Annotated in this window: 18 protein-coding genes; 11 read left to right on the forward strand and 7 right to left on the reverse strand. The window is 66.4% G+C overall.

The window, feature by feature from the left end; translation table 11 throughout:
* Positions 1-18 precede the first annotated feature (18 nt).
* The 3 genes from ATB98_RS09010 to pedF form a co-directional block, all read right to left on the reverse strand.
* Positions 19-2088, reverse strand: coding sequence for an ATP-dependent helicase (locus ATB98_RS09010; RefSeq protein WP_066872209.1), 2070 nt, complete (start codon positions 2086-2088; stop codon positions 19-21).
* 222 nt (positions 2089-2310) lie between these two features.
* The gene (locus ATB98_RS09015) at positions 2311-3213 is read right to left on the reverse strand and encodes a substrate-binding periplasmic protein (RefSeq protein WP_066872212.1); all 903 of its coding nucleotides are present in this window, start codon (positions 3211-3213) and stop codon (positions 2311-2313) included.
* A gap of 3 nt (positions 3214-3216) precedes the next feature.
* Entirely contained in the window at positions 3217-3903 is a 687-nt protein-coding gene (pedF, locus tag ATB98_RS09020) for a cytochrome c-550 PedF (protein ID WP_066872215.1), read from the reverse strand.
* Between the two features lie 155 nt (positions 3904-4058).
* Here pedF and ATB98_RS09025 point away from each other — a divergent pair, with 155 nt between their 5' ends.
* Positions 4059-5246 carry an ABC transporter substrate-binding protein gene (locus ATB98_RS09025; RefSeq protein WP_066872219.1) on the forward strand — a complete coding sequence of 396 codons (1188 nt, stop codon included), beginning with the start codon at positions 4059-4061 and terminating at the stop codon, positions 5244-5246.
* Between the two features lies 1 nt (position 5247).
* On the forward strand, positions 5248-6216 hold the full coding sequence (locus tag ATB98_RS09030) for a YVTN family beta-propeller repeat protein (protein WP_066872222.1): 969 nt from the start codon (positions 5248-5250) through the stop codon (positions 6214-6216).
* 13 nt (positions 6217-6229) lie between these two features.
* Here the strand turns inward: ATB98_RS09030 and ATB98_RS09035 are convergent, their stop codons facing one another.
* From ATB98_RS09035 to ATB98_RS09045, 3 genes are all read right to left on the reverse strand, one after another.
* Positions 6230-13309: a hypothetical protein gene (locus tag ATB98_RS09035; protein WP_066872225.1), complete on the reverse strand. Its 7080-nt coding sequence runs from the start codon at positions 13307-13309 to the stop codon at positions 6230-6232.
* A 252-nt stretch (positions 13310-13561) separates the two neighbouring features.
* Positions 13562-14890, reverse strand: a complete 1329-nt coding sequence (locus ATB98_RS09040) for an MFS transporter (RefSeq protein WP_066872228.1) — start codon at positions 14888-14890, stop codon at positions 13562-13564.
* A 138-nt stretch (positions 14891-15028) separates the two neighbouring features.
* Complete coding sequence (locus tag ATB98_RS09045) at positions 15029-16048, reverse strand: Gfo/Idh/MocA family protein (protein ID WP_066872231.1); 1020 nt, start codon at positions 16046-16048, stop codon at positions 15029-15031.
* A gap of 223 nt (positions 16049-16271) precedes the next feature.
* On the opposite strand from ATB98_RS09045, the gene uxaC reads away from it, so the two are divergent.
* The 8 genes from uxaC (at position 16272) to ATB98_RS09085 (ending at position 23444) form a co-directional block, all read left to right on the forward strand.
* The gene (gene uxaC, locus ATB98_RS09050; RefSeq protein ID WP_066872233.1) at positions 16272-17681 is read left to right on the forward strand and encodes a glucuronate isomerase; all 1410 of its coding nucleotides are present in this window, start codon (positions 16272-16274) and stop codon (positions 17679-17681) included.
* 31 nt (positions 17682-17712) lie between these two features.
* Entirely contained in the window at positions 17713-18690 is a 978-nt protein-coding gene (locus tag ATB98_RS09055; protein ID WP_066872236.1) for a TRAP transporter substrate-binding protein, read from the forward strand.
* Positions 18691-18833: 143 nt separating this feature from the next.
* Entirely contained in the window at positions 18834-19403 is a 570-nt protein-coding gene (locus ATB98_RS09060; protein WP_066872238.1) for a TRAP transporter small permease, read from the forward strand.
* A 4-nt stretch (positions 19404-19407) separates the two neighbouring features.
* Complete coding sequence (locus ATB98_RS09065) at positions 19408-20691, forward strand: TRAP transporter large permease (protein ID WP_066872241.1); 1284 nt, start codon at positions 19408-19410, stop codon at positions 20689-20691.
* A 7-nt stretch (positions 20692-20698) separates the two neighbouring features.
* Positions 20699-21460 (forward strand): FadR/GntR family transcriptional regulator, encoded by a 762-nt coding sequence (locus ATB98_RS09070; RefSeq protein WP_066872244.1) that lies wholly within the window; start codon positions 20699-20701, stop codon positions 21458-21460.
* A gap of 28 nt (positions 21461-21488) precedes the next feature.
* Positions 21489-22337, forward strand: coding sequence for a 5-dehydro-4-deoxy-D-glucuronate isomerase (kduI, locus tag ATB98_RS09075; protein WP_066872247.1), 849 nt, complete (start codon positions 21489-21491; stop codon positions 22335-22337).
* Positions 22334-23098, forward strand: coding sequence for a 2-dehydro-3-deoxy-D-gluconate 5-dehydrogenase KduD (gene kduD / locus ATB98_RS09080; protein WP_066872250.1), 765 nt, complete (start codon positions 22334-22336; stop codon positions 23096-23098). The genes kduI and kduD overlap by 4 nt, the downstream gene beginning before the upstream one ends.
* Before the next feature lie 10 nt (positions 23099-23108).
* A complete protein-coding gene (locus ATB98_RS09085; protein ID WP_066872254.1) occupies positions 23109-23444 on the forward strand; it encodes a cupin domain-containing protein in 336 nt (111 codons plus the stop codon).
* Between the two features lie 12 nt (positions 23445-23456).
* Here ATB98_RS09085 and ATB98_RS09090 read toward each other — a convergent pair whose 3' ends face one another.
* On the reverse strand, positions 23457-23837 hold the full coding sequence (locus ATB98_RS09090) for a DUF427 domain-containing protein (RefSeq protein ID WP_066872258.1): 381 nt from the start codon (positions 23835-23837) through the stop codon (positions 23457-23459).
* A gap of 355 nt (positions 23838-24192) precedes the next feature.
* Between ATB98_RS09090 and ATB98_RS29950 the strand changes: the two genes are divergently transcribed.
* On the forward strand, positions 24193-24402 hold the full coding sequence (locus ATB98_RS29950) for a hypothetical protein (RefSeq protein ID WP_084435396.1): 210 nt from the start codon (positions 24193-24195) through the stop codon (positions 24400-24402).
* Positions 24403-24432 lie beyond the last annotated feature (30 nt).

Here is a 24432-nt window from a genome sequence, read left to right on the forward strand (position 1 = left end):
CGCGCGGGGCTCGGCCGATTACCGCCACATGCCGCGCATGCGGGCGCCGACGTCGACGCGCATCGCTCGCCCCTCGCGCGCGCCGGCGACCGCCGGCTTCACGGCCGGCCAGGCCGCGCATTCGAAGAACTGCAGAAGCGTCGCCGGGATGAAGCGGCTTCGCGACGCATAGACGTGGCGATCGCCGGCGGCGTTCTGCCCATGCGTGAAAAACCGCTGCGGCGTGACGAGGTGCAGGCTGTCCCTGGCACGCGTCATCGCGACATAGAGTAGGCGGCGCTCCTCCTCGATTTCCGCCGTCGACCCGACGCCGAGATCGGACGGGATGCAGCCGTCGACGCAGTTGAGCATGAAGACCGACTTCCATTCCTGGCCCTTGGCCGAATGGATGGTCGACAGAATGAGATAATCCTCGTCGAGAAGCGGCACGCCCGCCTGATCGCTGGTCGCGTCCGGCGGATCGAGGGTGAGCTCGGTCAGGAACCGCTCGCGTGACGGGTAGCCGGCGGCGATCTGCTCGAGCTGCAGCAGATCGGCCTTGCGGACCTCCGCGTCCTCGTGGATGCGGTGGAGATGCGGTTCGTACCACGCGCGCGCCGCGCCGATCTCCGCCGGCCAGCCGGCCTTTCCCGTCCGCACGCTTTGAAGCATGTCGATGAAGGCGGTCCAGTTGTCGCCCGCGCGCGGCGGTGCTGGGATTTCGGCGAGCGCCGTCAAGGGTTCGGGATCGGCGGCCATCGCATCGAGCACCCGACCGGCCGTCTGCGGCCCGACACCGGGCAGAAGCTGCATCAGCCGGAAGCCGGCGACGCGGTCGCGCGGGTTCTGGGCAAAGCGCAGCGCCGCGAGCAGGTCCTTGACATGGGCGCTGTCCAGGAATTTGAGGCCGCCGAACTTGACGAACGGAATGTTGCGGCGGGTCAGTTCCACCTCGAGCGTGCCGCTGTGGTGGGAGGTGCGGAAGAGCACCGCCTGTTCTTTCAGGCGCATGCCGCCCTCGCGGTTTTCCAGAACCTGCTCGACGATATAGTTGGCCTGATCGGCTTCATCGCGCACCGTCACCAGCCGCGGCCGCTCGGCCGACTGGCGCTCGGTCCAGAGGTTCTTGGTGAAGCGCTCGCGGGCAAGCTCGATGACGCCGTTGGCGGCCGCCAGGATCGGCTGAGTCGAGCGGTAGTTCCGCTCGAGCGTGATGATGTCCGCCGCCGGCGTGAACGTCGCCGGAAAATCGAGGATGTTGCGCACGGTCGCGGCGCGGAAGGAATAGATCGACTGCGCGTCGTCGCCGACGACGGTGAGCCCGCGGCCGTCCGGCTTCAGCGCCGTCAGGATCGCCGCCTGCAGGCGGTTGGTGTCCTGATATTCGTCGACGAGCACATGGTCGAAGCGGCCGCCGATTTCCCCGGCAATCACCGGCTCGCCGACCATCTGCGCCCAGTAGAGCAGGAGGTCGTCGTAATCGAGGACGTTCTGCGCCTGCTTGGCATCGACATAGGAGGCGTAGAGCTCGCGCAACTGCTTTTCCCAGGACGCGCACCACGGAAAGCCGGTTCGCAGTACCTCGTCGAGCGGTTGCTGCGAATTCACGGCGCGCGAATAGATCGCCAGGCAGGTTCCCTTCGTGGGGAAGCGGCTCTCCGTCTTCGAGAAGCCGAGCTCGTGCCGGACGATGTTCATCAGGTCGGCCGAATCTTCGCGGTCGTGGATCGTGAAGTCCGGATCGATGCCGATCTCTGGGGCGTAGTCGCGCAGCAATCTCGCCCCGATGCCGTGGAAGGTGCCCGCCCAGGCGAGCGCGTCCGCCATGACCCCGGCCCTTTCACCGAGCACCTGCCGGCAGATGCGCTCGACGCGCCGGCCCATCTCGGCGGCGGCGCGGCGCGAGAAGGTCATCAGCAGGATCCGTCGCGGATCGGCGCCGTTGACGATCAGGTGGGCGACGCGGTGGGCGAGCGTGTTGGTCTTGCCGGACCCGGCGCCGGCGATGATCAGCAGCGGCCCGCCGATCTTCCCCTCCGGCAGGCCGATGCCATGCTCGACGGCGTCGCGCTGCCGGTCGTTCAGCTTCTCGAGATAGGCTGCGCTCATGGTTCCCCGCTTCATTGCACCGACGGCCAGCGCGGGATGGGCATTCACGCGACTCGATCGGGAACAGACGAGGAACATATCAGCCCGTCCCGCCGTTGCAAATCAGGCGAGGTCCGGCAACTGAAGCATTTTGCAGCCAGGTGGAATCACCTGGCGTCGCGCAAATGCGGCAGAAACAAGCAGATAGAGCGGTGGCGCGAACGCGATTGAGCGCGTCCCGCTCTATCGCACCGGAGGCTCGAAGGTCAGGCCCCCAGCCTTGAAAATCGCGGCGATCCGGCCGTCGGCGAGCGCCGCGGCGATCGCGTCGTCGACCGCATAGGCGAGGTCCTTGTGCTGGAAGTTCACGCCGACGCCCAAGGTCCACTTGCCGCGCGCCAGACCGACGAGCGGCGGCTCGTGAAGAGCGAGCGCCGCCTCCGGATGGGCGGCAATGCCCGCCTGAAGCTCTGCCCGCGGGCCCATGGCGGCCATGGTCTCCCCGCTCGCGAGCGCGTCCACGGCAAGCGCGGTGCTGCGATAGCGGCGGATCTTGTCGACCGGGCCGAGAAGTGACGTCAGATGGAAGTCGGAGATCGAGTCGTTTTCCACCGCCACCGTGTCGAAGCGGAAGAAGGGCGGTGTGGGCGCCTCCTCGGGATAATCGGTCCTGTCATAGGCAATGGCGATCGCCTCCCGGGCATATTGGCCGGTGAAGGTCACCTGCTCGATCCGGCAGGCATAGTCGCTGTCATAGGGGACATGCAGCATCACGTCGCTGACATGGCCGCCGATCACGGCGCCCTTCCAGACATAGTTGAGGAGGTCGGCGTCGAGCGTCTCGCCCGCCTGGACGAGGCGGAAACGGGCCTCGACCCCGAGTGCGGCGGCAATGAGCCGGCCGATCTCCACATCGACCCCGCGCGCACGCCCCTTCTCCTCATAGGACCAGGGCGCGAAATCCTCGTAGACCGCGAACTCGATCCAGCCCTCCTCGACGATCCGGTCGAAGGAGCGGCCGACGTCCTGGGGAAAGGTGTTCTGCGGCTTCGGCTGCGGCACGTGGCCCTCGCATCGTGCGAAGGCCACGGCCGGCAGGACGGCGCAAGCCATGGCTGCGAGCGCGATCGCCCGGGGAGCGCCCATGGCTCACTCCGTCGCAGACAGCCCGACGGTCAGGATCTCGCTGGCCTTCTTCCAGCTTTCCGGAGCGTCGGTCAGGATTCTCGCCGCCTCATAGGCGACGCTGTCGGCAACCGGCGCGCCGGAGGCCGTCTTCACTTCGGCGGCGATCTTCTCGAGTTCGGCCTTGAGCGCCTTCGGATCGGCGACCTTGGCCCCGGCGAGTTCGTTGCGAACCTCGTGCAGCCGGCCCGCATGCGCATCGAGCGCCCCGTCTTCCGGCCGGGTTTCGATATAGGTGCGGATCGCCCAGGCCGCCTTCTGGCCGAGAATGTCACCGAAGGCCGGCATCTTGGTGGTGCCGTCCTGGGTGTAGCCGTGGCGGAAGCGCTCGACGAACCATTCGTCACCGTATTCGGCCGCTTCCAGCAGCCGGAGGTCGGGGGCCAATCCCCCGGAGACGGCGCCGAGCCCGTGACAGCGGGCGCAGTTCTGGTTGAAACCGGAAGCGCCGATCTCGACGGCCTTCAGCCAGACGTCGCGTCCGACCTTGTCCTCGCGATAGGGGTTTTCGGTAAGCCATTCCTCACCGACATCCGGCAGGGCGTCGGTGTTGACCGGTTGCGGCGCCACGTCGCCATGCGCGACGACGACCGTCGCCGTCGCGATCAGCAGAAGCGCCGCAACCCCGGCGCGGATACGGTTCCTGGACATTCTTTCCTCCCTGGCAAGACTGCGTTCGGACCCGTTTCTTACAGCCGCCCGCGGTGGCCGCGGTATTCGACCTAGGTCGCGGCCCGGCATGGCACCTTGGTCGTATTCCGCTCCTCCCTGCTCGCGCCTTAACTTCGAGCGAGGAGGAGTTCCCCATGCCGAAGATCCGCGTCAAACGGACAATGTCCGCGTGCCTGCTGGCGGCGCTTGCCGGCGCCGCCGGCCCGGCCCGGGCGGACGTCACCGTCGCCATGACCTATCTGCGTCAGGAGGTGAAGGCGCCGCCGGTGCTTTCGAACCTCGACCCTGTCCCGGAGGATCTCGGTATCGCCGGGGCCGAGCTCGGACTCTCCGATACCGAGACGACCGGCAGCTTCCTCGGCCACCATTATGGGCTGAAGGTGGTTTCCGTCGCGCCCGGAGGCGACCTCACCGCGGCCGCCAGGGCCGCGCTCGCGGCATCGCCCGTGCTTTTTGTCGACGCGCCCGCCGAAAGCGTGCTGGCCGTCGCCGATCTGCCTGAGGCGAAGGGCGCGCTGATCGTCAATGTCGGCTCCGGCGAGCGCCGGCTGCGCGACGCCGATTGCCGCGGCAATCTCCTCCACACCATTCCCGAGGACGCGATGCGCGCCGAGGCGCTGATGCAGGTGTTGAGGGCGCGGCGCTGGACGCGCACCGTCATGATCGTCGGCCCGCGGCCGGAGGACGCGGCATTCGCCGCCACGTTGCGCGCCGCGGCGGCGAAGTTCGGCGTCGATATCCTGGCGGAAAAGGCCTGGACCTTCGACACCGACCTCAGGCGGATGGCGAGCAAGGAGGTGCCGCTCTTCACTCAGGACCTGCCCGAGCACGACGTGCTGCTGGTCGCCGACGAGGCCGACGACTTCGCCCGCTATGTTGCCAACAACACCTGGCTGGCGCGCCCGATCGCCGGCTCCGACGGCTTGCGCGGCGACGGCTGGGCGCCGGTGCTCGAGCAATGGGGCGCCGTGCAGTTGCAGAACCGCTTCGAGAGCGCGGCAAAACGCGAGATGCGGCCGCGCGACTATGCCGCCTGGACGGCGCTGCGCACCGTCGGCGAGGCGGTGACGCGGATCAACACGGCCGACCCGGAGAAACTCAGGGCTTTCATCCTGTCGGACGGCTTCGCGCTCGACGGCTTCAAGGGTCGCCCGCTCAGCTACCGGCGCTGGAATGGGCAGCTGCGCCAGCCGATGCCGGTCGTCAATGCCCGCGCGCTCGTGGAGCTGACGCCGCTCGACGGCTACCTGCATCCGCAAAACGAGATGGATACGCTCGGGCTCGACCGCCCGGAAAGCGCCTGCACCGCATTCGGAGACTGACATGAGACGGCTTCATTCCTTTCTGATTGCGCTGCCGATCGGCGCGCTTCCCCTTGCCGCGACGGCCGGCGAAATCTGGGTCACCAACGAGAAGGACGCCACGATCTCCGTCATCGATACCGCGACCCTCGAAGTCGTCCGCACGATCGCGACCGGCGAGCGCCCCCGCGGCATCACCTTCAACTCCGACCATTCGCGCGTCTATATCTGCGCGTCCGACAGCGATGCCGTGGAGGTGATGGACCCGGCGTCGGGCGAGATCCTTCACGAGCTGCCTTCGGGCGAGGATCCGGAACAGTTCGTGCTCGCCCCCGACGACAAGCACCTGTGGATCGCCAACGAGGACGATGCGGTTACCACGGTGGTCGACGTCGACGCGCGCGAGGTCGTGGCGCAGATCAATGTCGGCATCGAGCCGGAGGGCATGGCCGTTTCGGCGGACGGCAAGCTCGTCGTGACGACCTCCGAGACGACGAACATGGCCCATTGGATCGACACGGCGACGATGAAGATCGTCGCCAATACGCTCGTCGACAGCCGGCCGCGCCACGCGGAGTTCACGAGCGACGGCAAGGAGCTCTGGGTCTCCTCCGAGATCGGCGGCACGGTGACGGTGTTCGACGTCGCGACCCGGTCCGAAAAGGCCAAGATCCGCTTCGCCCTCACCGGCGTCAGGGACGACCTGATCCAGCCCGTCGGCTTCGAATTCACGCCCGACGGCACGACCGCCTTCATCGCGCTCGGTCCGGCAAACCACGTCGCCGTGGTCGACATGAAGACCTTCGAGGTCGAGACATACATCCTGGTCGGCCGGCGCGTCTGGCACCTGGCGTTCTCGCCAGATCACAGCCAGCTGTTCACGACGAACGGCATCTCGGGAGATGTCACGGTGGTCGATGTCGCCTCGCGCGAGGCGCTGAAATCGATCAAGGTCGGCCGCTTCCCGTGGGGCGCAGCGACGCGGCCGTAGGCCAAGGCGCGGATTAGACCGCCAGATAGGCCGCGATGACCGCTGCGATCTGATCCGAATTCAGCGCGTCCATCTGCGTCTCCATAAGCGCGTTCAGCTGGTCGCTGGAGAGGCTCGCAATGTCGTCGGTGGAGAGCCCCGCCACGCCGCTCGAACTGAACGCCGAGACGTCTTCCGTCGAAAAGGTCGCAAGGTCGTCCGCGCTCAGGGCCGCGACTTGCGCCGAGGTCATCGCACTGACCTGAATTGGCGTCAAAGCCTCGGCCTGGGCCGTCGTCAGGGCGGCGATGGCGTTGACGCTCAACCCCGAGATCGCGCTCGTGCTCAGGGCGACGATATGATCGGTGGAGAGCTGCGCGACGTCGTCGGTGCCGAGGGCTGCGGCCTGTATGGCGTTCAGCGCACCGACCTGCGCGATGGAGAGCGCGGCGATCTGGCTGGTGCTCATCGCCAGGACCTGCGTGTAGCCGAGCGATCCGACCTGGCTCGTCGTGAGCGCCCCGATCGCAAGCGTGGAAAGCGCTGCGACAAAATCGGTGGACAGTCCCTTGATCGCAGCCGCGTTGATCGACGCGAGTTCCCCGGTCGAGAATGTCGCGAGATCCTCGGTGCCCAGGCCCGCAAGCCCGTTCGCGCTCAAGGCGGAAATCTGGCCGGTGGAAAGCGCATCGATCTGCGCGGGGCTGAGCGCACCAACCTGGGCGCTCACCAGGCCCGCAACGCTGGCCGTGCCCAGCGCCGCGATTTCGCCGGTGGTGAGTGCCGCGATGAAGGCGGTGGAAAGCCCCTTGATGGCGGCGGAACTGATCGCCGCGAGCTCCTCGGCCGAGAACCCGTCCAGGTCCTCGGCGCTCAGGCCCGACAGCGCATCGGCCGTCAGGGCGCCAATCTGGCCTGTGGAGAATGCTTCGATCTGCTCGGCGCTCAAGGAACCGGCCTGGCCACTCGTCAGGCCCGCCAGGCCGGCCGCGCTCAGCGCCGCGATCTGGTCCGTCGAGAGCGCCGCCAGGTCGTCCGTGCCCAGCACCGCCACCTGCCTGGAGCCGAAGGCGCCGATCTGCCCGGTCGAAAGCGCCTCGATGTGGTCCGCGCTCAAGGCGCCGATCTGGGCGGTGGAAAGGCCGGAAATGCCGCTCGTGCCGAGCGCCGCGACCTGCTCGATGGAAAGCGCGGCGATCGTATCGGTGGACAGTCCCGCGATGGCGCTGGCGCTGATCGCCGCGATTTCCGCCGTCGAGAACGTCGCGAGGTCGTCCATGCCGAGAACGGCGATCTGCGTCGAACTCAGCGCGGCAATCTGCGAAGAGGTGAAGGCCTCGATCTGGTCGGTGCTCAACGCATTGAGCTGGGCGGTGGAAAGACCGGCGACGCCGGCGGTCCCAAAGGCCGCGATCTGCACCGCCGAAAGCGCCGCCATCGTATCGGTGGACAATCCCGCGACCGCATTCGAGCCGATCGCTGCGATATCCGCCGTCGAGAAGGTCGCCAGATCGTCCGTGCTCAGCGCCGCAATCTGCGTCGAGCGCATGGCCGCGACCTGCGCGGGGGTCAGGGCCTCGAGCTGATCGGCGTTCAGGGCGTCGATCTGGGCCGTGGAAAGCCCGGCGATGCCGGCCGTGCCCAGCGCGGCGACCTGGTCTGCCGAAAGCGCTGCTATGTCGGCAGTGCCGAGCGCTGCTACCTGCCTAGAGCCGAGAGCGCCGACCTGCCCGGTAGACAAGGCCTCGATCTGCTCGATGCTCAAGGCATCGATCTGGGCCGTGGAGAGACCGGCGATGCCGGCCGTGCTCAATGCCGCGAGCTGGCCCGGCGAAAGCGCCGCCAGCGTATCGGTCGACAGCCCCGCGACGGCGCTCGAACCGATCGCCGCGATATCCGCGGTCGAGAAGGCCTCGAGGTCGGCTGTGGTGAGCGCCGCGATCTGCGTCGAGCTCATGGCCGCGACCTGCGCAGGGGTCAGGGCCTCGAGCTGATCGCCGTTCAAGGCGGCGATCTGGGCCATGGAAAGGCCCGCGACGGCGGCCGTGTTCAGCGCCGCAATCTGGCCCGCGGAGAGAGCCGCCACGTCGCCGGTGCCGAGCGCCGCCACTTGCTTGGAGCCGAGAGCGCCGACCTGCCAGGTCGACAGGGCCTCGATCTGATCGAGGCTCAACGCATCGATCTGGGCCGTGGAAAGACCGGCGATGCCGGCCGTGCTCAGGGCCGCGATCTGCTCCGCCGAAAGCGCCGCCAGCGTATCGGTGGACAATCCTGCGACGGCGCTCGAACCGATCGCGGCAATGTCCGCGGTGGAGAAGGCTGCCAGATCGTCGGTGCTCAGCGCCGCGATCTGCGCCGAACTCATAACCGCGACCTGGTCGGGGGTCAGTGCCTCGAGCTGCTCGGCAGTCAAGGCGTCGATCTGGGCGGCGGAGAGCGCGGCAATGGCGGCCGTGCTCAGCGCGGCAACCTGATCGGCCGAGAGCGCGGCGATGGCATCGGTGCCGAGCACCGCCGCCTGCCGGGAGCCGAGAGCGCCGAGCTGTGCGCTCGACAAGGCCTCGAACTGATCGGTGCTCAAGGCCGCGATCTGGGCGCTGGAAAGGCCGGCGACGCCCGCGGTGCTCAAGGCGGCGATCTGATCGGAGGAAAGCGCGGCTATCGCGTCGGTCGACAGCCCCGCGACGGCGCTCGAACCGATCGCCGCGATCTCCGCGGTGGTGAAGGCCGCAATGTCGCCGGTGCTGAGGACGGCGATCTGCCGGGAGCCGAGGGCGCCGATCTGGTCCGCCGTCAGGGCCTCGACCTGGCCCGCGGAGAGAACCGCGACGTCCTCGGTGCCGAGACCCGCAATGCCCGCCGCGCTCAAGGCGGCGATCTGATCGGTCGAGAGCGTCGCGATGTCAGCGGTGCTCAAGGCGGCGACCTGCCCGGAGGTGAGCGCCCGCACTTGGCCGCTGGTCAAGGCTGCGACCTGACCGGTGCTCATGGCATCGACCTGCCGGGTGCTCAGCGCCGCGACGGCGGCAGTGCCCAATGCGGCGATCTGCTCGGTGGAAAAGGCAGCGATGACATCCGTTGCCAGGCCCGCGACGAGGTCGGCGCCAATCGCGGCGATGTCCTCGATCGACAATGCCCCTATGTCTTCCGTCCCGAGCGCGGAGGCTTGTCGCGAGGTCAACGCGCCGACCTGGCTGGCGGAGAGGGCCGCAATCTGGTCCGAACTCAGGGCAGCGATCTGCCTGGTGCCGAGCCCGGCGACGCCGGCGGTGCTGAGCGAATCGATCTGCTCGGTCGAGAGCGAAGCGACGGCGGCCGTGGAGAGACCGGCAATGGCGCCCGCGGCGATCGCCGCGATGTCCTTCGTCGAGAACACGGCGATGTCTTCGCTTCCGAGAACCGAGAGCTGGGCCGAGGTGAGAGCGGCGACTTGCGAAGGCGTCAGCGCCTCCATCTGGTCGGTGCTCAAGGCGGCGATCTGCCTGGTGCTCAAGCCCGCAATCGCCGCGGTGCTGAGTGTGGCGATCTGCCCGGTCGAAAGGGCCGCCACGTCGCTCGTGCCGAGCGCGGCGACTTGCGCCGCACTCAGCGCCGCAAGCTGCTTGCTGCTCAAGGCGGAAAGCTGGCTGGAACTCAGCGCATTGACCTGCGCGCTCGTCAGGCCCGCGATGCCGGCGGTGCTCAGCGCCGCGACCTGTCCGGTCGACAGCGCTGCGACGACGGCCGTCGACAGGCTCGATATGGCGCCCGCGCCGATCGCCGCGACGTCCTTGGTCGAGAAGGCCGCGATGTCCTCCGTTCCAAGCGCCGCGAGCTGGGTCGAACTCAGCGCCGCGACCTGGACCGTGGTCAGCGCCGCGAGCTGGTCGGTGCCGAGCGCAACGATCTGCTTGCTCGTCAAGCCCGCGAGGCCGGCGGTGCTCAGCGCGGCGACCTGCCGGGTCGACAGGGCCGCCAGATCGCTCGTGCCGAGCGCGGCGACTTGCACCGAACTCAGCGCAGCAACCTGCCCGGTGCCGAGCGCGGCGAGCTGGCCCGTCCCGAGCGCGGCGACCTGACCGGTGCTGAGGCCGGTGATGCCGGCCGTGCCGAGGCTCACGATCTGCCCGGTCGAGAGCGAAGCGAGAACGGACGTGGTGAGACCCGCTATTGCGCTCGAGCCGAGCGCGGCGATGTCTTGCGTCGAGAAGACCGCCAGGTCTTCCGTGCCCAGGGCCGCAAGCTGCGTCGAGCTCAGAACGCCGATCTGGGCCGAGCTCAGCGCCTCCATCTGCGCGGTGCTCAGGGCAACGATCTGCCTGGTGCCGAGCCCCGTGATCGCGGCCTTGCTCAGCGCAACGATCTGGCCGGACGAGAACGCCGCGAGATCCTGAGCCTCCAGGGCAGCGACCTGATCGGCGCTCAGCATGGCAACCTGCTTCGTGCCGAGTGCCGCGATCTGGTCGGAGGACAGGGCCTCCATCTGATCAGACGTCAGGCCCTTGAGGCCGGCTGCGCCGAGGACGGCGATCTGGTCGGAGGAGAGGGCCGCGACCTTCTCGGTGCCGAGGGCGGCAACCTGCGTCGCCTTGAGCACGGCGACCTGCCTGGTGCTCAAGGCAGCGACCTGATCGGCACTGAGCGCGTCGATCTGGTCGGTGGTCAATCCCGCGACCGCGGCCGTGCCAAGCGCGGCGATCTGGTCTGAGGAGAGGGTCGAGATGACATCCGTCGACAACCCCGCAATACCGCCCGCACCGATCGCTGCGATATCGGCACTGGAGAGCGCCGCTATATCCTCCTCGCTCAGGGCCGAAAGCTGCGCGGAGCTGAGAACAGCCACCTGGGCGGTCGAAAGGGCGGCGATCTGATCAGTGGACAAAGCGGCGATCTGATCGGCGCTGAGGCCGGTGACGCCCTTGGTGCTCAAGGCGGCGATCTGTGCCGTGGAGAGCGCTTCGACGAGGTCGGTCGTCAGCCCCGAAATGGCGCCCGCGCCGATCGCCGCCATTTCGGCGCTGGAGAACGTTGCCACGTCGTCCGCATGGAAGATCGCCAGCTGCTCGGCGCGAAGGGCGGCGATCTGGGTCGAGGAAAGCGCCTCGACCTGGGCCGTGGACAAGGCGTCGATCTGCTCGGAGCCGAGGCCAAGGATGCCTTTCGTGCTCAGTGCCGCGACCTGGGCGGTCGAGAACGCGGCGACATTCTCCGCGCTCAAAGCGGCGACCTGCACCGAACCCAGCACCCGGACCTGCATCGTGGACAGGGCGGCGGCCTGGCCGGTGGAGAGGGCGGCGAGCTGTGCGGTCGTCAGGCTCGCGACCGCACTCGTGCCGAGGGCGGCAAGCTGGGCCGTGGAAAGCGCGGCGATCGCCTCCGTGCTGAAGCCGGTCACGGCCTGGCTGGTGATTGCGGCGATATCGGCGGTCGAGAACGTTGCTATGCCTTCGGTCGCCAGGGCTTCGATCTGCCGCGAGCTCAGCGCCTTCACCTGCGAGACGGACAGCGCCTCGGCCTGGCCGGCCGACAGGGCGGCGATCTGCAGGCTCGTCAGGTTCGCGATCGCACTCGTGCCCAGCGCCGCGACCTGGTCGGTGGAGAGGGATGCGATGACATCGGTGGTCAGCCCCGGCGCCGCCTTGTTGCCGATCGCCGCGATTTCGCCGGTCGAGAATGTCGCGATGGCGTCCGTTCCGAGCGCGGCAACCTGCACTGCGCTCAGCACCTTCACCTGCGCGGCAGAAAGGGCTTCCGCCTGCGTGGGCGACAGCGCGGCGATCTGGTCGGTCGTCAGGCCCGGGATTCCCTTGGCGCTCAGCGCTGCGATCTGATCGGTGGACAGGGCCGCGACATTCTGCGTGCCGAGGGCCGCGACTTGCGCCGCACTGAATGTCCTGAGCTGTGCCGCGGAAAGGGCCGCGGCCTGGTCGGTCGACAGGGCGGCGATCTGCGCGGCCGTCAGGCTCGAAACCGCACTGGTGCTGAGCGCCGCCACCTGCTCGGCGGAAAGCGCGGAGATGGCCTCGGTGCCGAGACCCTTGACGGCCAGGTTGGTGATCGCGGCGATGTCGGCGGTCGAGAAGGTCGCGATATCCTCCGCCCCGAGCGCTGCGATCTGCCTCAGGCTCAGCGCCCTCACCTGTGCGGCGGACAATGCCTCGACCTGGTCGGTCGACAGGGCGGCGACCTGTGCCGTCGTCAGGCTCGAGACCGCACTCGTGCTGAACGCGGCAACCTGGGCGGTGGAAAGCGCGGCGATGGCGCCGCTCGCCAGGCCCGATACGGCCTTGTTGCTGATCGCCGCGATTTCGGAGACTGAGAACCGCTCCATGGCGTCGGGATCGAGCGCCCCGAGCTGCGCCGCGCTCAGCGCCTTCACCTGCGCGACCGACAGCGCCTCGACCTGATCGGCCGACAGGGCAGCGACCATGTCCGTCGAAAGGCCCGCGATCGCCAGGGTGCTCAGTGCGGCAATCTGGTCGGTCGAAAGCGCGGCGATGCCGCCCGCGCCCAGCGCCCCGACTTGCGACCCCTTCAGCGCGCCGATCTGGACCGTCGTCAGGGCGGCGATCTGGTCGGCGGACAAGGCGGCGATCTGCGCGGTCGAAAGGCCTGCGATCGCGCGCGTGCTGAAGGCCGCAACCTGGGCGGAAGAAAGGGAGGCGACGACATCCGCGGCAAGCCCCGTTACGGCCTTTCCATCGATGGCCGCGATGTCGGCGGTAGAGAAGGCCGCGAGATCCTCGTCGCTCAAGACAGAAAGCTGAGCCGCGTTGAGGACGGCGACCTGGGAGGCACTGAACGCCTCCGCCTGCTCCGTCGTCAATCCGTCGATCTGGGTGGTGGTGAGCGCCGCAACCTGGTTCGTGCCCAGGCTTTCGATGTCACTCTTGTCAAGCACGGCCAACTGATCCAGCGTCAGGCCGACGATTGCGGTCTGGGAGATCGCCCGCAACTGGCGGGAGCTGAGGATATCGACATCCTCCGTGTCCAAAGCCGCGATCTGCGCCGAAGAGAGCGCCTTGATCTGGCTGGTGGAAAGCGACGCCACGTCTTCCGTCGTCCAGGCAGAAACGCTCGCCGTCGATAGCGACCTGATCTGGCTGACACTGAGGGAAGGAATGGTCGTGCTCATGCGTGAACCCTTGAGGCTTATAGCGAATCGCCTGTCCAACCCGCCGCCGGGAGGGCGCGCGGCCGTACGCTACCATCGATAGGGGGACTGGCTTGCCTGAACCTGAAGTTGGCACGCGAAAGCAGATTCTTTTCAAGGCGTTAAAGCCCGGTGCCGTCCGGGCTTGCGATCGACCGGGGGATTCCTGGCGCGAGCGTCTCGGCTTCGCGCCTGCGCGGCAGCCGTTTTCGGCCGCCGCGAGCGGCGTGACCGTTACGATCCGGCTCTCGGCTCGACCGGCTGCCATATGCTTATCCTGCGGGTCTCGGGCATCAGGTACAGCGCGAGCAGGAAACAAACGGCAGGAACGGCGATCGGATAGATCAGCGCGTAGCCGACGCTGTTGGTGGCCGCGAAGGCCGCCGAGGTGACGAAGGGCACCAAGCCGCCGCCCCAGCCGTTGCCGATGTGATACGGCACCGACACCGACGTGTAGCGAATCCTGCCGGGAAAATATTCCGCCAGGAACGCCCCGACCGGGCCATAGACCATCCCGACATAGCAGACGAGGATGAAGATGATGAAGATCGCGGTCGGATAATTGATGTTGTCGGGCTGCGTGACCGTTCCGAGCCACAGATACAGCGGGTAATAGGTGATCGCGGCGAGCAACATGCCGCTGAGGATTACCGGCTTGCGGCCGATGATGTCCGACAACCAGCCGAAGAAGATCAGGCTCGGTGTCGCAAGGAGCAGCGCCGCTCCGACGATATAGGCCGAGCTCAGCGCATCGACCTTGGAGACCTGCTGCAGAAAGTACAGGGCCCAGAACTGGCCGCTGTACCAGACAACGCCTTGCCCGATCAGCACGATGGTGGCGATCCCGACATATTTCGCGTTGGAGCTGAGGAACGCCTCCCTCCACGGATTCCGGGTCATCTGCCCCTTCGCCCTGATCTCCTGGAAGATCGGCGTCTCCTGGAGCTGGAGCCGGATGTATATCGCGATGGCGACCAGCAGGAACGACATGAGGAAGGGAACGCGCCACGCCCATGCCTCGAAGACCTCATTGCCGAAATAGGTGCGCGTCGCGATGATCACGCCGAGCGACACCACGATCCCGAGCGTCGGCGAGGTCTGGAGCCAGCCGGTATAATAGCCGCGGCGTTCGTCGGGCACATGCTCGGCAACGTAGGTGATGGCGCCGCCATACTCGCCGCCCAGGCACAGGCCCTGGATCATCCTGAGGCCGAAGAGCAGGAACGCCGCGGTCAGGCCGATCGCCTCGTAGGATGGGATCAGGCCGATCGCGCCGGTGCCGAGGCCCATTCCGCTGAGCGTCATGAGGAACGTGTATTTACGGCCGACCCGGTCGCCCATCCAGCCGAACAGGAACGCGCCCAGCGGGCGGATCAGGAAGCCCGCGGTGAAGAGCGCGATGGTACTCAGCAGCGCCGCGACCGGGTGCGACGGTTCAAAGAACTTGACCGACAGGACCGCGGCCAGGCTCCCGAAGATATAAAAGTCATACCATTCAATGATATTTCCCACCGAGGCGGCAACGATCACGCGGCGGAAATCCGTCGGGACTTGAAGAGCCATGTTGGTTCCTCCCGTTTTAGGACATGGCCTGCGAAATCCTGCACTCTAGCACGAAATTCCCCGATCACGAACCGGCGCCCCCCGGCGAGTGCCGCAGGGTCAACGGAAAGCGCACCTCTTCTTTTTCTAAAGCGGACGTTACGGCCGTTGCGGCTGGCCGCTTTCGGCGGCGGCGAGGATCGCCGCAATGAGGCGATGGACCTTCAGCGCCTCGCGCCCGTCCACGCGCGGCGCATGTCCGTGCTCGATCGCATCGAGGAAATCGGCGAGCACCGCACGGTGATGGTGATGCGGAAAGGCCATGGGGTCGGCGCCGGCGCCGCCCGCCGCTTCGTCTTCGATCGAGATTTCGCTTCCATCATGGAAGGAAGCGGCAAGGCTTCGCCCGCCGAGGCGCGCCATGCCGCGCGTGCCGATGATGTCGATCTCGTCCGGATAGCCGGGATAGGCGCAGGTGGTGGCGCTCACCGTGCCGATCGCGGCATTTGCGAAGCGGATCGCCGCCATCGCCAGATCCTCGGTCTCCATGCGGTGCACCTTGCTGGTCGTCGCATAGGCGTTGACCTCCTCGGGAAGCCCGGCGAGCGAGATCAGGAGGTCGAGCGTATGGATCGCCTGGGTCAGCAGCACGCCGCCGCCATCGCGGGCACGCGTGCCGCGACCCGGCTGATCGTAATAGCTTTGCGGCCGCCAGTTGTGCAGGCGGGCCGAGGCGCTGACGATTTCGCCGAGCCGCCCCTCGTCGATGAGCTGCGCAAGGGCCCGGCTTACCGGCCGGAACCGGTGCTGCAGAACGGTGCCAAGCTTGACGCCGGCGCGCTCCGCCGTCTCGACCAGAGCCTCCACCCGCTCGCCGGTAATCTCCAGCGGCTTTTCGAGAAGCACGTGCTTGCCCGCTTCGGCAGCGCGCCTCACGAGCTCGAGATGCGTATTCGGCGGCGTCAGTACCAGGACGGCCGCGATCGACCGGTCATCGAAGATCGTTTCGGCCGCGTCGCAGACGGCGAAGCCATAGGTGTCGGAAAATGCGCGCCGCCGCGCCGCGGTCGGACTGAAGGCGGCGGCGACCTCGACCCTGTCCTCAAGATCGAGCAGGCTTTTGGCATGCGGCGCCGCTGCCATGCCGAGCCCGATCACGCCGACGCGCAGCCTTGCCATCTCAGAGCCTCCGATCGAAAGCGCCCGGCAGGCGCAAAGACGGGTGCGCGCCGGTCAGTCTCGCATTGCGCATGGGTTTCCTCCCCGTTCTCCTCATCTCTTGCCTACCCCGAGTGGCCGGCATCGCGCAAGAAATTCGTCATACAACATCATCAATTTTGTATGTTGACATTATATTTTACAAGCCGTAGCCATAACGGACCTGTTGGAGGAGCGGGCTAGAATGGCGGGACTGATCGATCCAGATCTTCTGTTTCCGGGGGACGAGCGCACGCGTGCGGTGGCGCGAAACCTCTATACCGAAGTGAAAGGGCTGCCGATCGTGAGCCCGCACGGGCACACCGAGCCACGCTGGTATGCGCTCGACGAGCCGTTCCCCGATCCCGCGCAACTCCTGATCGTGCCGGACCATTATGTCTTCCGCATGCTGTTCAGCCAGGGCGTGAGGCTCGAAGACCTCGGCGTCCCGACGCTCGACGGTTCGCCGGTCGAGACGGATGGCCGTACGATCTGGCGGCGCTTCTGCGAAAATTATCATCTCTTCCGCGGGACGCCGACGCGGCTGTGGTTCGACTATACGCTTTCGAATCTCTTCGGCGTCGACGAACTGCCCTCGGCTGGCAACTCCGACCGGCTCTACGACCGGATTGGCGAATGCCTGGCGCGCCCGGACTATCGCCCCCGCGCGCTCTACGAGCGCTTCAACATAGAGGTGATCTCCACGACCGACGGCGCCCTGGATCCGTTGGCCTGGCACGCGAAGATCCGCGACAGCGGCTGGAAGGGGCGGGTCGTCCCGGCCTACCGGCCGGACGCGGTGGTCGATCCGGACTTCGAGGGCTTTTCAGCCAATCTCGACAGGCTTGGCGAGATTACCGGCGCCGACACCGGAAGCTGGTCGGGCTATCTGGATGCGCACCGTGCCCGGCGGGCCTATTTCAAGGAGTTCGGCGCGACCTCCAGCGACCACGGCCATGCCACGGCCGATACCGCCAATCTGGCGAAAGCGGAGGCCGCGGCCCTGTTCGACAAGGTGCGCTCCGGCAAGGCGGACGCCAGCGAGCGGCGGCTGTTCCGGGCCCAGATGCTGACGGAAATGGCGAAGATGAGCCTGGACGACGGGCTCGTGCTGCAGATTCATCCGGGTTCCTTCCGCAACCACGCGCCCGCCGTCATGGCGAAGTTCGGTCGCGACAAGGGCTTCGATATCCCGACCCGCACCGATTATGTCACCGCGCTGAAGCCGCTGCTCGACGCCGTCGGCCTCGAGCGCGACCTGACCGTCATCCTCTTCACCCTGGACGAGACGAGCTATGCGCGGGAGCTGGCGCCGCTCGCCGGCGTCTACCCGGCCCTGAAGCTCGGGCCCGCCTGGTGGTTCCACGACAGTCCGGAAGGCATGCGCCGCTTCCGCGAGATGACCACCGAGACGGCCGGCTTCTACAACACCGTCGGCTTCAACGACGACACCCGGGCCTTTCCGTCGATCCCCGCGCGCCACGACATAGCCCGCCGGGTCGACTGTGCATTTCTCGCGCGACTTGTCGCGGAACACCGCCTGCGAGAGGACGAGGCGTACGAGCTCGCGCGGGAACTGGCCTACGGCCTCGCAAAGAAGGCTTACAAGCTCTGAACCAATCGATCATGCGAAACGGGAGGAAAGCATGAAACACTTCGCAAAACTGGCGGCCGGCCTGTTCGTTGCCGCTTCATTCATGGCCACCGCGGCCAGCGCCCAGACGGTGCTGCGCTCGTCCGATACCCATCCGGACGGCTATCCGACGGTCGAGGCGGTCAAATATTTCGGCGAACTGGTCAAGGAGCGTACGGCCGGTCGTTACGCCGTCGACGTCTACCATTCCGCGCAACTCGGCGAGGAAAAGGACACGATCGAACAGGTCCGCTCCGGCGTCATCGAGCTGAACCGCGTTTCGATGGCACCCTTCAACGGCACGGTGAAGGAATCGATCGTTCCGGCCCTGCCCTATCTCTTCCGTTCGGAAGAACACATGCACAAGGTCATGGACGGCGCGATCGGCGACCAGATCAAGAAGGCCTTCGAAGGGGCCGGGCTGGTGGTGCTTGCCTATTATGATGCCGGCTCGCGCTCCTTCTACAACAAGCAGAAGCCGATCAACTCGGTTGCCGACATGAAGGGCCTGAAGTTCCGCGTCATCCAGTCCGACATCTTCGTCGACATGGTGGCAGCGCTCGGCGCGAACGCGACGCCGATGCCCTATGGCGAAGTCTATTCTTCAATCGAAACCGGCGTCATCGACGGCGCGGAAAACAACTTTCCGAGCTACGATACCGCCAAGCATTTCGAGGTGGCCAAGAACTTCTCGCTCGACGAGCACACGATTCTTCCCGAGGTGTTCGTGATGAACAAGGCCGCCTTCGACAAGCTGACCCCGGAAGACCAGGAGATCTTCAAGCAGGCCGCCAAGGACAGCGTCGCCAAGCAGCGCGAGCTCTGGGCGGCCAAGGTCAGCGAGTCGCGCGCCAAGGTCGAGGCCGCCGGCGCGAAGATCACCACGCCCGACAAGCAGGGTTTCATCGACGCGATGAAGCCGGTCTACGAAAAGCACGTCACCGACCCGGTCCTGAAAAAGATGGTCGAGGACGTGCAGGCGGTTCAGTGACGAGACCGACGGGCAGGCTTGCAGCGCCGCGCGTCTTATCAGACGCGCAAGGGTCGCCGTAGCGCTTTGAACTGCTGCATGTCTCTTAAATCGATGTCGGTTCAAGGAGACATGCAGTGGCCTGCCCGCCTCTCTTTGAGGGAATGAAGACTGTGCCTACAACACTGGTGAAAACTGGGCGCGCGCTCTCCTGGCTGAGCTCGCTCTCGCTGTGGCTCGCCGGCGGCGGCCTCGTCGTGATGACGGCCATCGTCGCCTGGCAGGTGTTCTGCCGCTACGTGCTGAACGATTCTCCGAGCTGGACCGAACCCGGCGCCGTCATGCTGATGAGCTGGTTCATCTTTCTGGGCGCCGCCGTCGGCGTGCGCGAAAACTATCACCTCGGCTTCGACGTGCTGCTCTACGTGGTGCCGAAAGGCGGCAAGAAGTGGCTGCGCATGATCTCCGATCTCGTCGCCCTCGCCTTCGGCATCGGCATGATCTGGTACGGGATCGAACTCGTCCGCCTCACCTGGGACACCGTGTTGCCGTCGCTGCAGATCTCCGGCGGCTGGGACTACGTCCCGCTCGTTGCCGGCGGCGTCCTCATCGGCCTCTTCGCGCTGGAACGCATCGTTCTGCGGCTTGCCGGCGAGCCGATCGACGACGTTCTCGACGAAATGCCGCCGGCCGAAGTTGCCGCCGAACTCGACACTGCGGAAATAAAGGTCTGACGCGATGGACATGATCATCCTCTTCGGCGTGTTCACCGCCCTGATGCTGATCGGCACGCCGATCGCCTTCTGCCTTGGCGTCGCGTCCTTCGCCACCGTGCTCTATCTCGGGCTCCCGCCGCTCGTCATCTTCCAGCGTCTGAATTCCGGCATGAGCGTGTTTTCGCTGCTCGCCATCCCCTTCTTCATCTATGCCGGCGACCTGATGGTACGCGGCGGCATCGCCCAGAAGATCGTCGCCTTCGCGGCCTCGCTGGTCGGGCATATCCGCGGCGGCCTCGGGCAGGTCAATATCGTCACCGCGACGCTCTTCGGCGGCATTTCCGGATCGGCGGTTGCGGAAGCCGCAGCGGTCGGCGGATTGATGATCCCGCAGATGAAGGAGCGCGGCTACGGCGCCGACTATGCCGTGAACGTCACCTCGATGGCGGCGTTGATCGCGCTGATGCTGCCGCCGTCGCACAACATGATCATCTATTCGATCTCGGCGGGCGGAAAGATCTCGATCGCCGATCTCTTCACCGCCGGCATCGTTCCCGGCCTCCTCTATGCGGTCGCGCTGATGGCGACCGCCTATGTCGTCGCGCGCCACCGCGGCTATCCGACCGAGGTCTTTCCGGGCTTCGGCAGGGTCGGCCGCCTGCTGCTGGTCTCGACCCCCGGCCTGCTGCTCATCGGCATCATCTTCGGCGGCGTCCGCTCGGGCGTCTTCACGGCGACCGAGAGTTCCTGCATCGCCGTTCTCTATGCGCTCGCCGTTACCGTCTTCGTCTATCGGCAGATGCGGTGGCAGGATTTCGTTCACGCCACCTTCGGCGCGGTGCGCACCACGGCCATGGTGCTGCTCATCATCGGCATGGCGGCCGCCTTCTCCTGGCTGATGGCGTTCCTGAAGGTCCCTGCCGCGCTGATCGACTGGATGAACACGATCTCGGAGAACCCGATCATCGTGCTCCTCCTGATCAACGTCCTGATGCTGTTCCTCGGCACCTTCATGGACATGGGGCCGACCATCATCATCTGCACGCCGATCTTCCTGCCGGTGGCGATGGCCTATGGCGTCGACCCGGTTCATTTCGGGGTCATCATGATCCTCAACTTCGGCATCGGCCTCAACACGCCGCCGGTCGGCGCCGTGCAGTTCGTGGCCTGCGCGGTCGGGAAGATCTCCGTCTGGGAAGCCATGCGCAGCATCTGGCCCTTCTATCTCGCCGGCTTGATCGTCCTCGGGCTCGTCACCTATGTTCCGGCCCTTTCGCTCTGGCTGCCGAGCGTGTTTAAGGGGTGATGGCGACATGGTTTCTCTCGCCGAATACAAGATCGAGCGCAAGCCGAAGCTCTCCGAACGGGTGGCAAGCGCGATCCGCGAGCAGGTTCTGAAAGGCGAGATCGCGCCCGGGGAGAAGCTGCCGACGGAAAGCCGGATGAGCGAGTTCTTCGGCGTCAGCCGCACTGTCGTCCGCGAGGCGCTTGCGACGCTTGCCGCCGACGGCCTCGTCGAGGCGCGGCAGGGCGCCGGCGTCTTCGTCAAGGATCACCCGACGCTGGCCTTCGGCTCGATCAGCCTCGATGTCGGAAACCGGATCTCCCATGCGCTGAACGTGATCGAGGTGCGCATGGGGCTGGAGATCGAAAGCGCCGGTCTTGCGGCGCTCAGGCGCAACGCCGCGCAGGAGGCGCAGATCCAGGAGGCGTTCTTCGAGTTCGACCGCCTGCTCGAGCGCGGCGAGGCGACCGGCAAGAGCGACTTCGCCTTCCACCGGGCGATCGCCGCCGCCACCAACAATCCCTATTATGTCGAGGTCCTCGACGCGCTCGGCATGCGGGCGATCCCCTGCGATGTCGCCTCGCCCTGGGGCACCGACAGCGTGCTGTCGCGCGAGTACCAGGAAAGCCTGCAGCGCGAGCACCTGGCGATCCTCAAAGCCATTTCCGCCAATGACCCGGAGGCCGCCCGCGCCGCCATGCGCGCCCACCTGACCGCCAGCCAGGAACGCTACCGCGTCCGGTTGAGCGGCCAGCAGGCCGAATGGGGCGCGGCCAAGCGCCGGGTCTGATGTCCTTCCCCAATCCGAGAGCGAGCCGATGACCGCAAGCCATGTCGACTACACCATCCGTCACGCCATCGACCCGGCCACCGCCGCGCGCATGGATACCGATGCGCTGCGCGCGAATTTCCACATCGGCGATCTCTTTCGCCCGGGCCGGATATCGCTCACCTATACCCATTACGACCGCATGATCGTCGGCGGCGCGATGCCGACCGACGCGCCTCTGCCGCTCGAGACCATCCGTCCGACCGGCACGCCGCGCTTTCTCGACCGGCGCGAGCTCATCGCGGTCAATATCGGCGGCCCGGGACGCGTCGAGATGAATGGCGAAAGCTTCCGGCTCGAGCCGCGCGACATGGCCTATGCGGGCTTGGGAGAGGAGGTCGCCTTCTCGTCCGAAGACCCGGCCAACCCGGCCAAGTTCTATCTGCTCAGCGCGCCCGCCCACCAGGCGCTGCCCAGGCGCCACATCCGCATCGGCGATGCCAAGCGGATCGATCTCGGCAGCCCCGCCACCTCGAACGAGCGCTCGATCTTCCAGTTCATCCATCCGGAAGGGGTGAAGACCTGCCAGCTCGTCGTCGGCATGACGCAGCTTGCTGCCGGCTCGGTCTGGAACACCATGCCGTGCCACGTGCATGACCGGCGCATGGAGGCCTACCTCTATTTCGATCTCGCCGACGGCGCGCGTGTCCTGCACCTCATGGGCGAGCCCAGCGAAACGCGCCACCTCGTGCTGGCGAAGGAGGAAGTGGCGCTTTCCCCGCCCTGGTCCATCCATTCCGGCTGCGGTACGTCGAACTACGCCTTCATCTGGGCCATGGCCGGCGACAATGTCGATTATACGGACGTGGAAATGGTGCCGATGGAGGCACTCAGATGAGCCTGCCCTCGGCCTTCAGCCTTGCCGGCCGCCGCATCGTCGTCACCGGCGCCAATACGGGAATCGGCCAGGGCATTGCCGTCGCGATCGCCCGGGCCGGCGGCACGGTGGTCGGCGTCGGCCGCTCCGCCATGGATGAAACCCAGGCGAAGGTCGCCGCAGCGGGCGGGGCTTTCATCGCCGCCCATGCCGATCTTGCGGACCGCGCGGCAGCCCGCGCGCTCATCGATCGCTTGTGGAATGAACACGGTCCGCTCGACGGCCTCGTCAACAATGCCGGGATCATCCGCCGCGCCGACGCCGTGGACCTCAGCGAAGCCGACTGGGACGACGTGATCGACATCAACCTCGGATCGCTCTTCTTCCTCAGCCAGGCCTACGGCCGCCGCCTGCTCGCCGAGACGAGGCGCGGCAAGATCGTCAACATCGCTTCGCTGCTTTCCTTCCAGGGCGGCATCCGCGTCGCTTCTTATACCGCCTCCAAGCACGGCGCGCTCGGCATCACCCGCCTCCTCGCCTGCGAATGGGCCGCCAAGGGCATCAATGTCAATGCGGTGGCGCCCGGCTATATCGTCACCAATAACACCGAGGCGCTCCGCGCCGATGAGAAGCGCAGCGCCGCGATCCTGGAGCGTATTCCGGCCGGCCGCTGGGGCACCCCGGACGATATCGGCGACGCGACCGTGTTCCTGCTCGCCCCCGCCTCGGACTACATGCATGGGGCCGTCGTTCCGGTCGACGGCGGCTGGCTCGCGCGATGAGGAGATGAAAATGGAGACGCAGCTTTTCGCTCGCGCCGACGAAGGTGAATGGACCGATCTCGGACAGGGCAACCGCCGGCGGGTGATCCTCCACACGGACGAGCTGATGATGGTCGAATTCACCTTCGAGAAGGGCGGCATCGGCGCGCCGCACTCGCATCCGCACGTCCAGGCGAGCTATGTCGCGGAAGGAAAGTTCGAAGTCACGGTCGGCGGACACAGCACGGTTCTTTCCGCCGGCGACAGTTTCATCGCGCCCTCGGGCGTGGTCCACGGCGTCGTCGCGCTGGCAGCCGGGCGGCTGATCGACAGCTTCACGCCGCATCGCGCCGACTTCCTGAAATAGGAAACCGGCTCCTCAGCCAGCCAGTTCCTCGATCGAATCCACCCGATCCGGATAGAACGCCAGGCGGTCCTTGATTTCACGGACCGCCGCATGCGGGTCCTCATAGGTCCAGACGGCGTTCTTCGAACGCTCGCCGCCGAGCGGTATGCTGTAATAGGAAGCGTCGCCCTTGTAGGGGCAATGCGTCGCATGATCGGTGCGCGCAAGCAGCGACATGTCGACGTCCTCGCGGGGGATATAGTGCACCGGCGCGTAGGATGCCTCGCGCAATGTCAGCGCCTCGCGCGTATCGGCGACGACGTGCCCACCGAGCCTGACGACGACGCGCGCCGGGTTGCGGTCGATGGTGATCGGATGGTCGGGCCCGGGAATTCTGATCGGCTTGTCGGACATCAGCGATCGCCTTCGGGATGATTGCACCCGCTGTTACATAGGGCAGACCGCCCGCTTCCCAAGGGGGCGGCTGGAGCGGGACGCGCTCACAGGCGTTCGCGCCACCCCTCTATCCATTTGTTTTTGCCGCATTTTTCGGTCACGTGACTCCACCGGACTGCAAAATGCTCCAGCGGGCCGCCCGGCCCCAAAACGCCGGGTGCCGCGCCGACGGAGGTGTTGCCCAAAGGCCACCACATGGCCAGCGATCACGCGGTGCGGGTCGGATGAGCACATTTTTGTGAAAAGGGGGGCTCCATTTCATCAATTACTTCATTAGCATTCGCGTAACTGCATCCCAGATTCGGGGGACATCATGGGACCGGTAACGCTTGTGATGACCGTGTGCCTTGCGTCGGCACCGGAAAAATGCCGCGAGGAGAACCTGCAGCTTCAGGATCTCGTTTCCTTGCACCAATGCATGTTTCAGTCCGTCATATACGTGGCGCAATGGTCGGAGCAGCATCCGGCGCTTCGCGTCAAGAGATGGCGATGCATGCTTCCGGACGTTGGTCGAATGATTTGAGCGCCGCGTCGTTTCATGCTCTCCTGCGCC

The sequence above is a fragment of the Sinorhizobium saheli genome (assembly GCF_001651875.1).
Classification (GTDB): domain Bacteria; phylum Pseudomonadota; class Alphaproteobacteria; order Rhizobiales; family Rhizobiaceae; genus Sinorhizobium; species Sinorhizobium saheli.

What these genes read in the sequence shown, in the direction of transcription:
- ATB98_RS09010 (WP_066872209.1), bottom strand. Translation starts at nt 2,088, where the DNA reads ATGAGCGCAGCCTATCTCGAGAAGCTGAACGACCGGCAGCGCGACGCC.
- ATB98_RS09015 (WP_066872212.1), bottom strand. Translation starts at nt 3,213, where the DNA reads ATGGGCGCTCCCCGGGCGATCGCGCTCGCAGCCATGGCTTGCGCCGTC.
- pedF (WP_066872215.1), bottom strand. Translation starts at nt 3,903, where the DNA reads ATGTCCAGGAACCGTATCCGCGCCGGGGTTGCGGCGCTTCTGCTGATC.
- ATB98_RS09025 (WP_066872219.1), top strand. Translation starts at nt 4,059, where the DNA reads ATGCCGAAGATCCGCGTCAAACGGACAATGTCCGCGTGCCTGCTGGCG.
- ATB98_RS09030 (WP_066872222.1), top strand. Translation starts at nt 5,248, where the DNA reads ATGAGACGGCTTCATTCCTTTCTGATTGCGCTGCCGATCGGCGCGCTT.
- ATB98_RS09035 (WP_066872225.1), bottom strand. Translation starts at nt 13,309, where the DNA reads ATGAGCACGACCATTCCTTCCCTCAGTGTCAGCCAGATCAGGTCGCTA.
- ATB98_RS09040 (WP_066872228.1), bottom strand. Translation starts at nt 14,890, where the DNA reads ATGGCTCTTCAAGTCCCGACGGATTTCCGCCGCGTGATCGTTGCCGCC.
- ATB98_RS09045 (WP_066872231.1), bottom strand. Translation starts at nt 16,048, where the DNA reads ATGGCAAGGCTGCGCGTCGGCGTGATCGGGCTCGGCATGGCAGCGGCG.
- uxaC (WP_066872233.1), top strand. Translation starts at nt 16,272, where the DNA reads ATGGCGGGACTGATCGATCCAGATCTTCTGTTTCCGGGGGACGAGCGC.
- ATB98_RS09055 (WP_066872236.1), top strand. Translation starts at nt 17,713, where the DNA reads ATGAAACACTTCGCAAAACTGGCGGCCGGCCTGTTCGTTGCCGCTTCA.
- ATB98_RS09060 (WP_066872238.1), top strand. Translation starts at nt 18,834, where the DNA reads ATGAAGACTGTGCCTACAACACTGGTGAAAACTGGGCGCGCGCTCTCC.
- ATB98_RS09065 (WP_066872241.1), top strand. Translation starts at nt 19,408, where the DNA reads ATGGACATGATCATCCTCTTCGGCGTGTTCACCGCCCTGATGCTGATC.
- ATB98_RS09070 (WP_066872244.1), top strand. Translation starts at nt 20,699, where the DNA reads ATGGTTTCTCTCGCCGAATACAAGATCGAGCGCAAGCCGAAGCTCTCC.
- kduI (WP_066872247.1), top strand. Translation starts at nt 21,489, where the DNA reads ATGACCGCAAGCCATGTCGACTACACCATCCGTCACGCCATCGACCCG.
- kduD (WP_066872250.1), top strand. Translation starts at nt 22,334, where the DNA reads ATGAGCCTGCCCTCGGCCTTCAGCCTTGCCGGCCGCCGCATCGTCGTC.
- ATB98_RS09085 (WP_066872254.1), top strand. Translation starts at nt 23,109, where the DNA reads ATGGAGACGCAGCTTTTCGCTCGCGCCGACGAAGGTGAATGGACCGAT.
- ATB98_RS09090 (WP_066872258.1), bottom strand. Translation starts at nt 23,837, where the DNA reads ATGTCCGACAAGCCGATCAGAATTCCCGGGCCCGACCATCCGATCACC.
- ATB98_RS29950 (WP_084435396.1), top strand. Translation starts at nt 24,193, where the DNA reads ATGGGACCGGTAACGCTTGTGATGACCGTGTGCCTTGCGTCGGCACCG.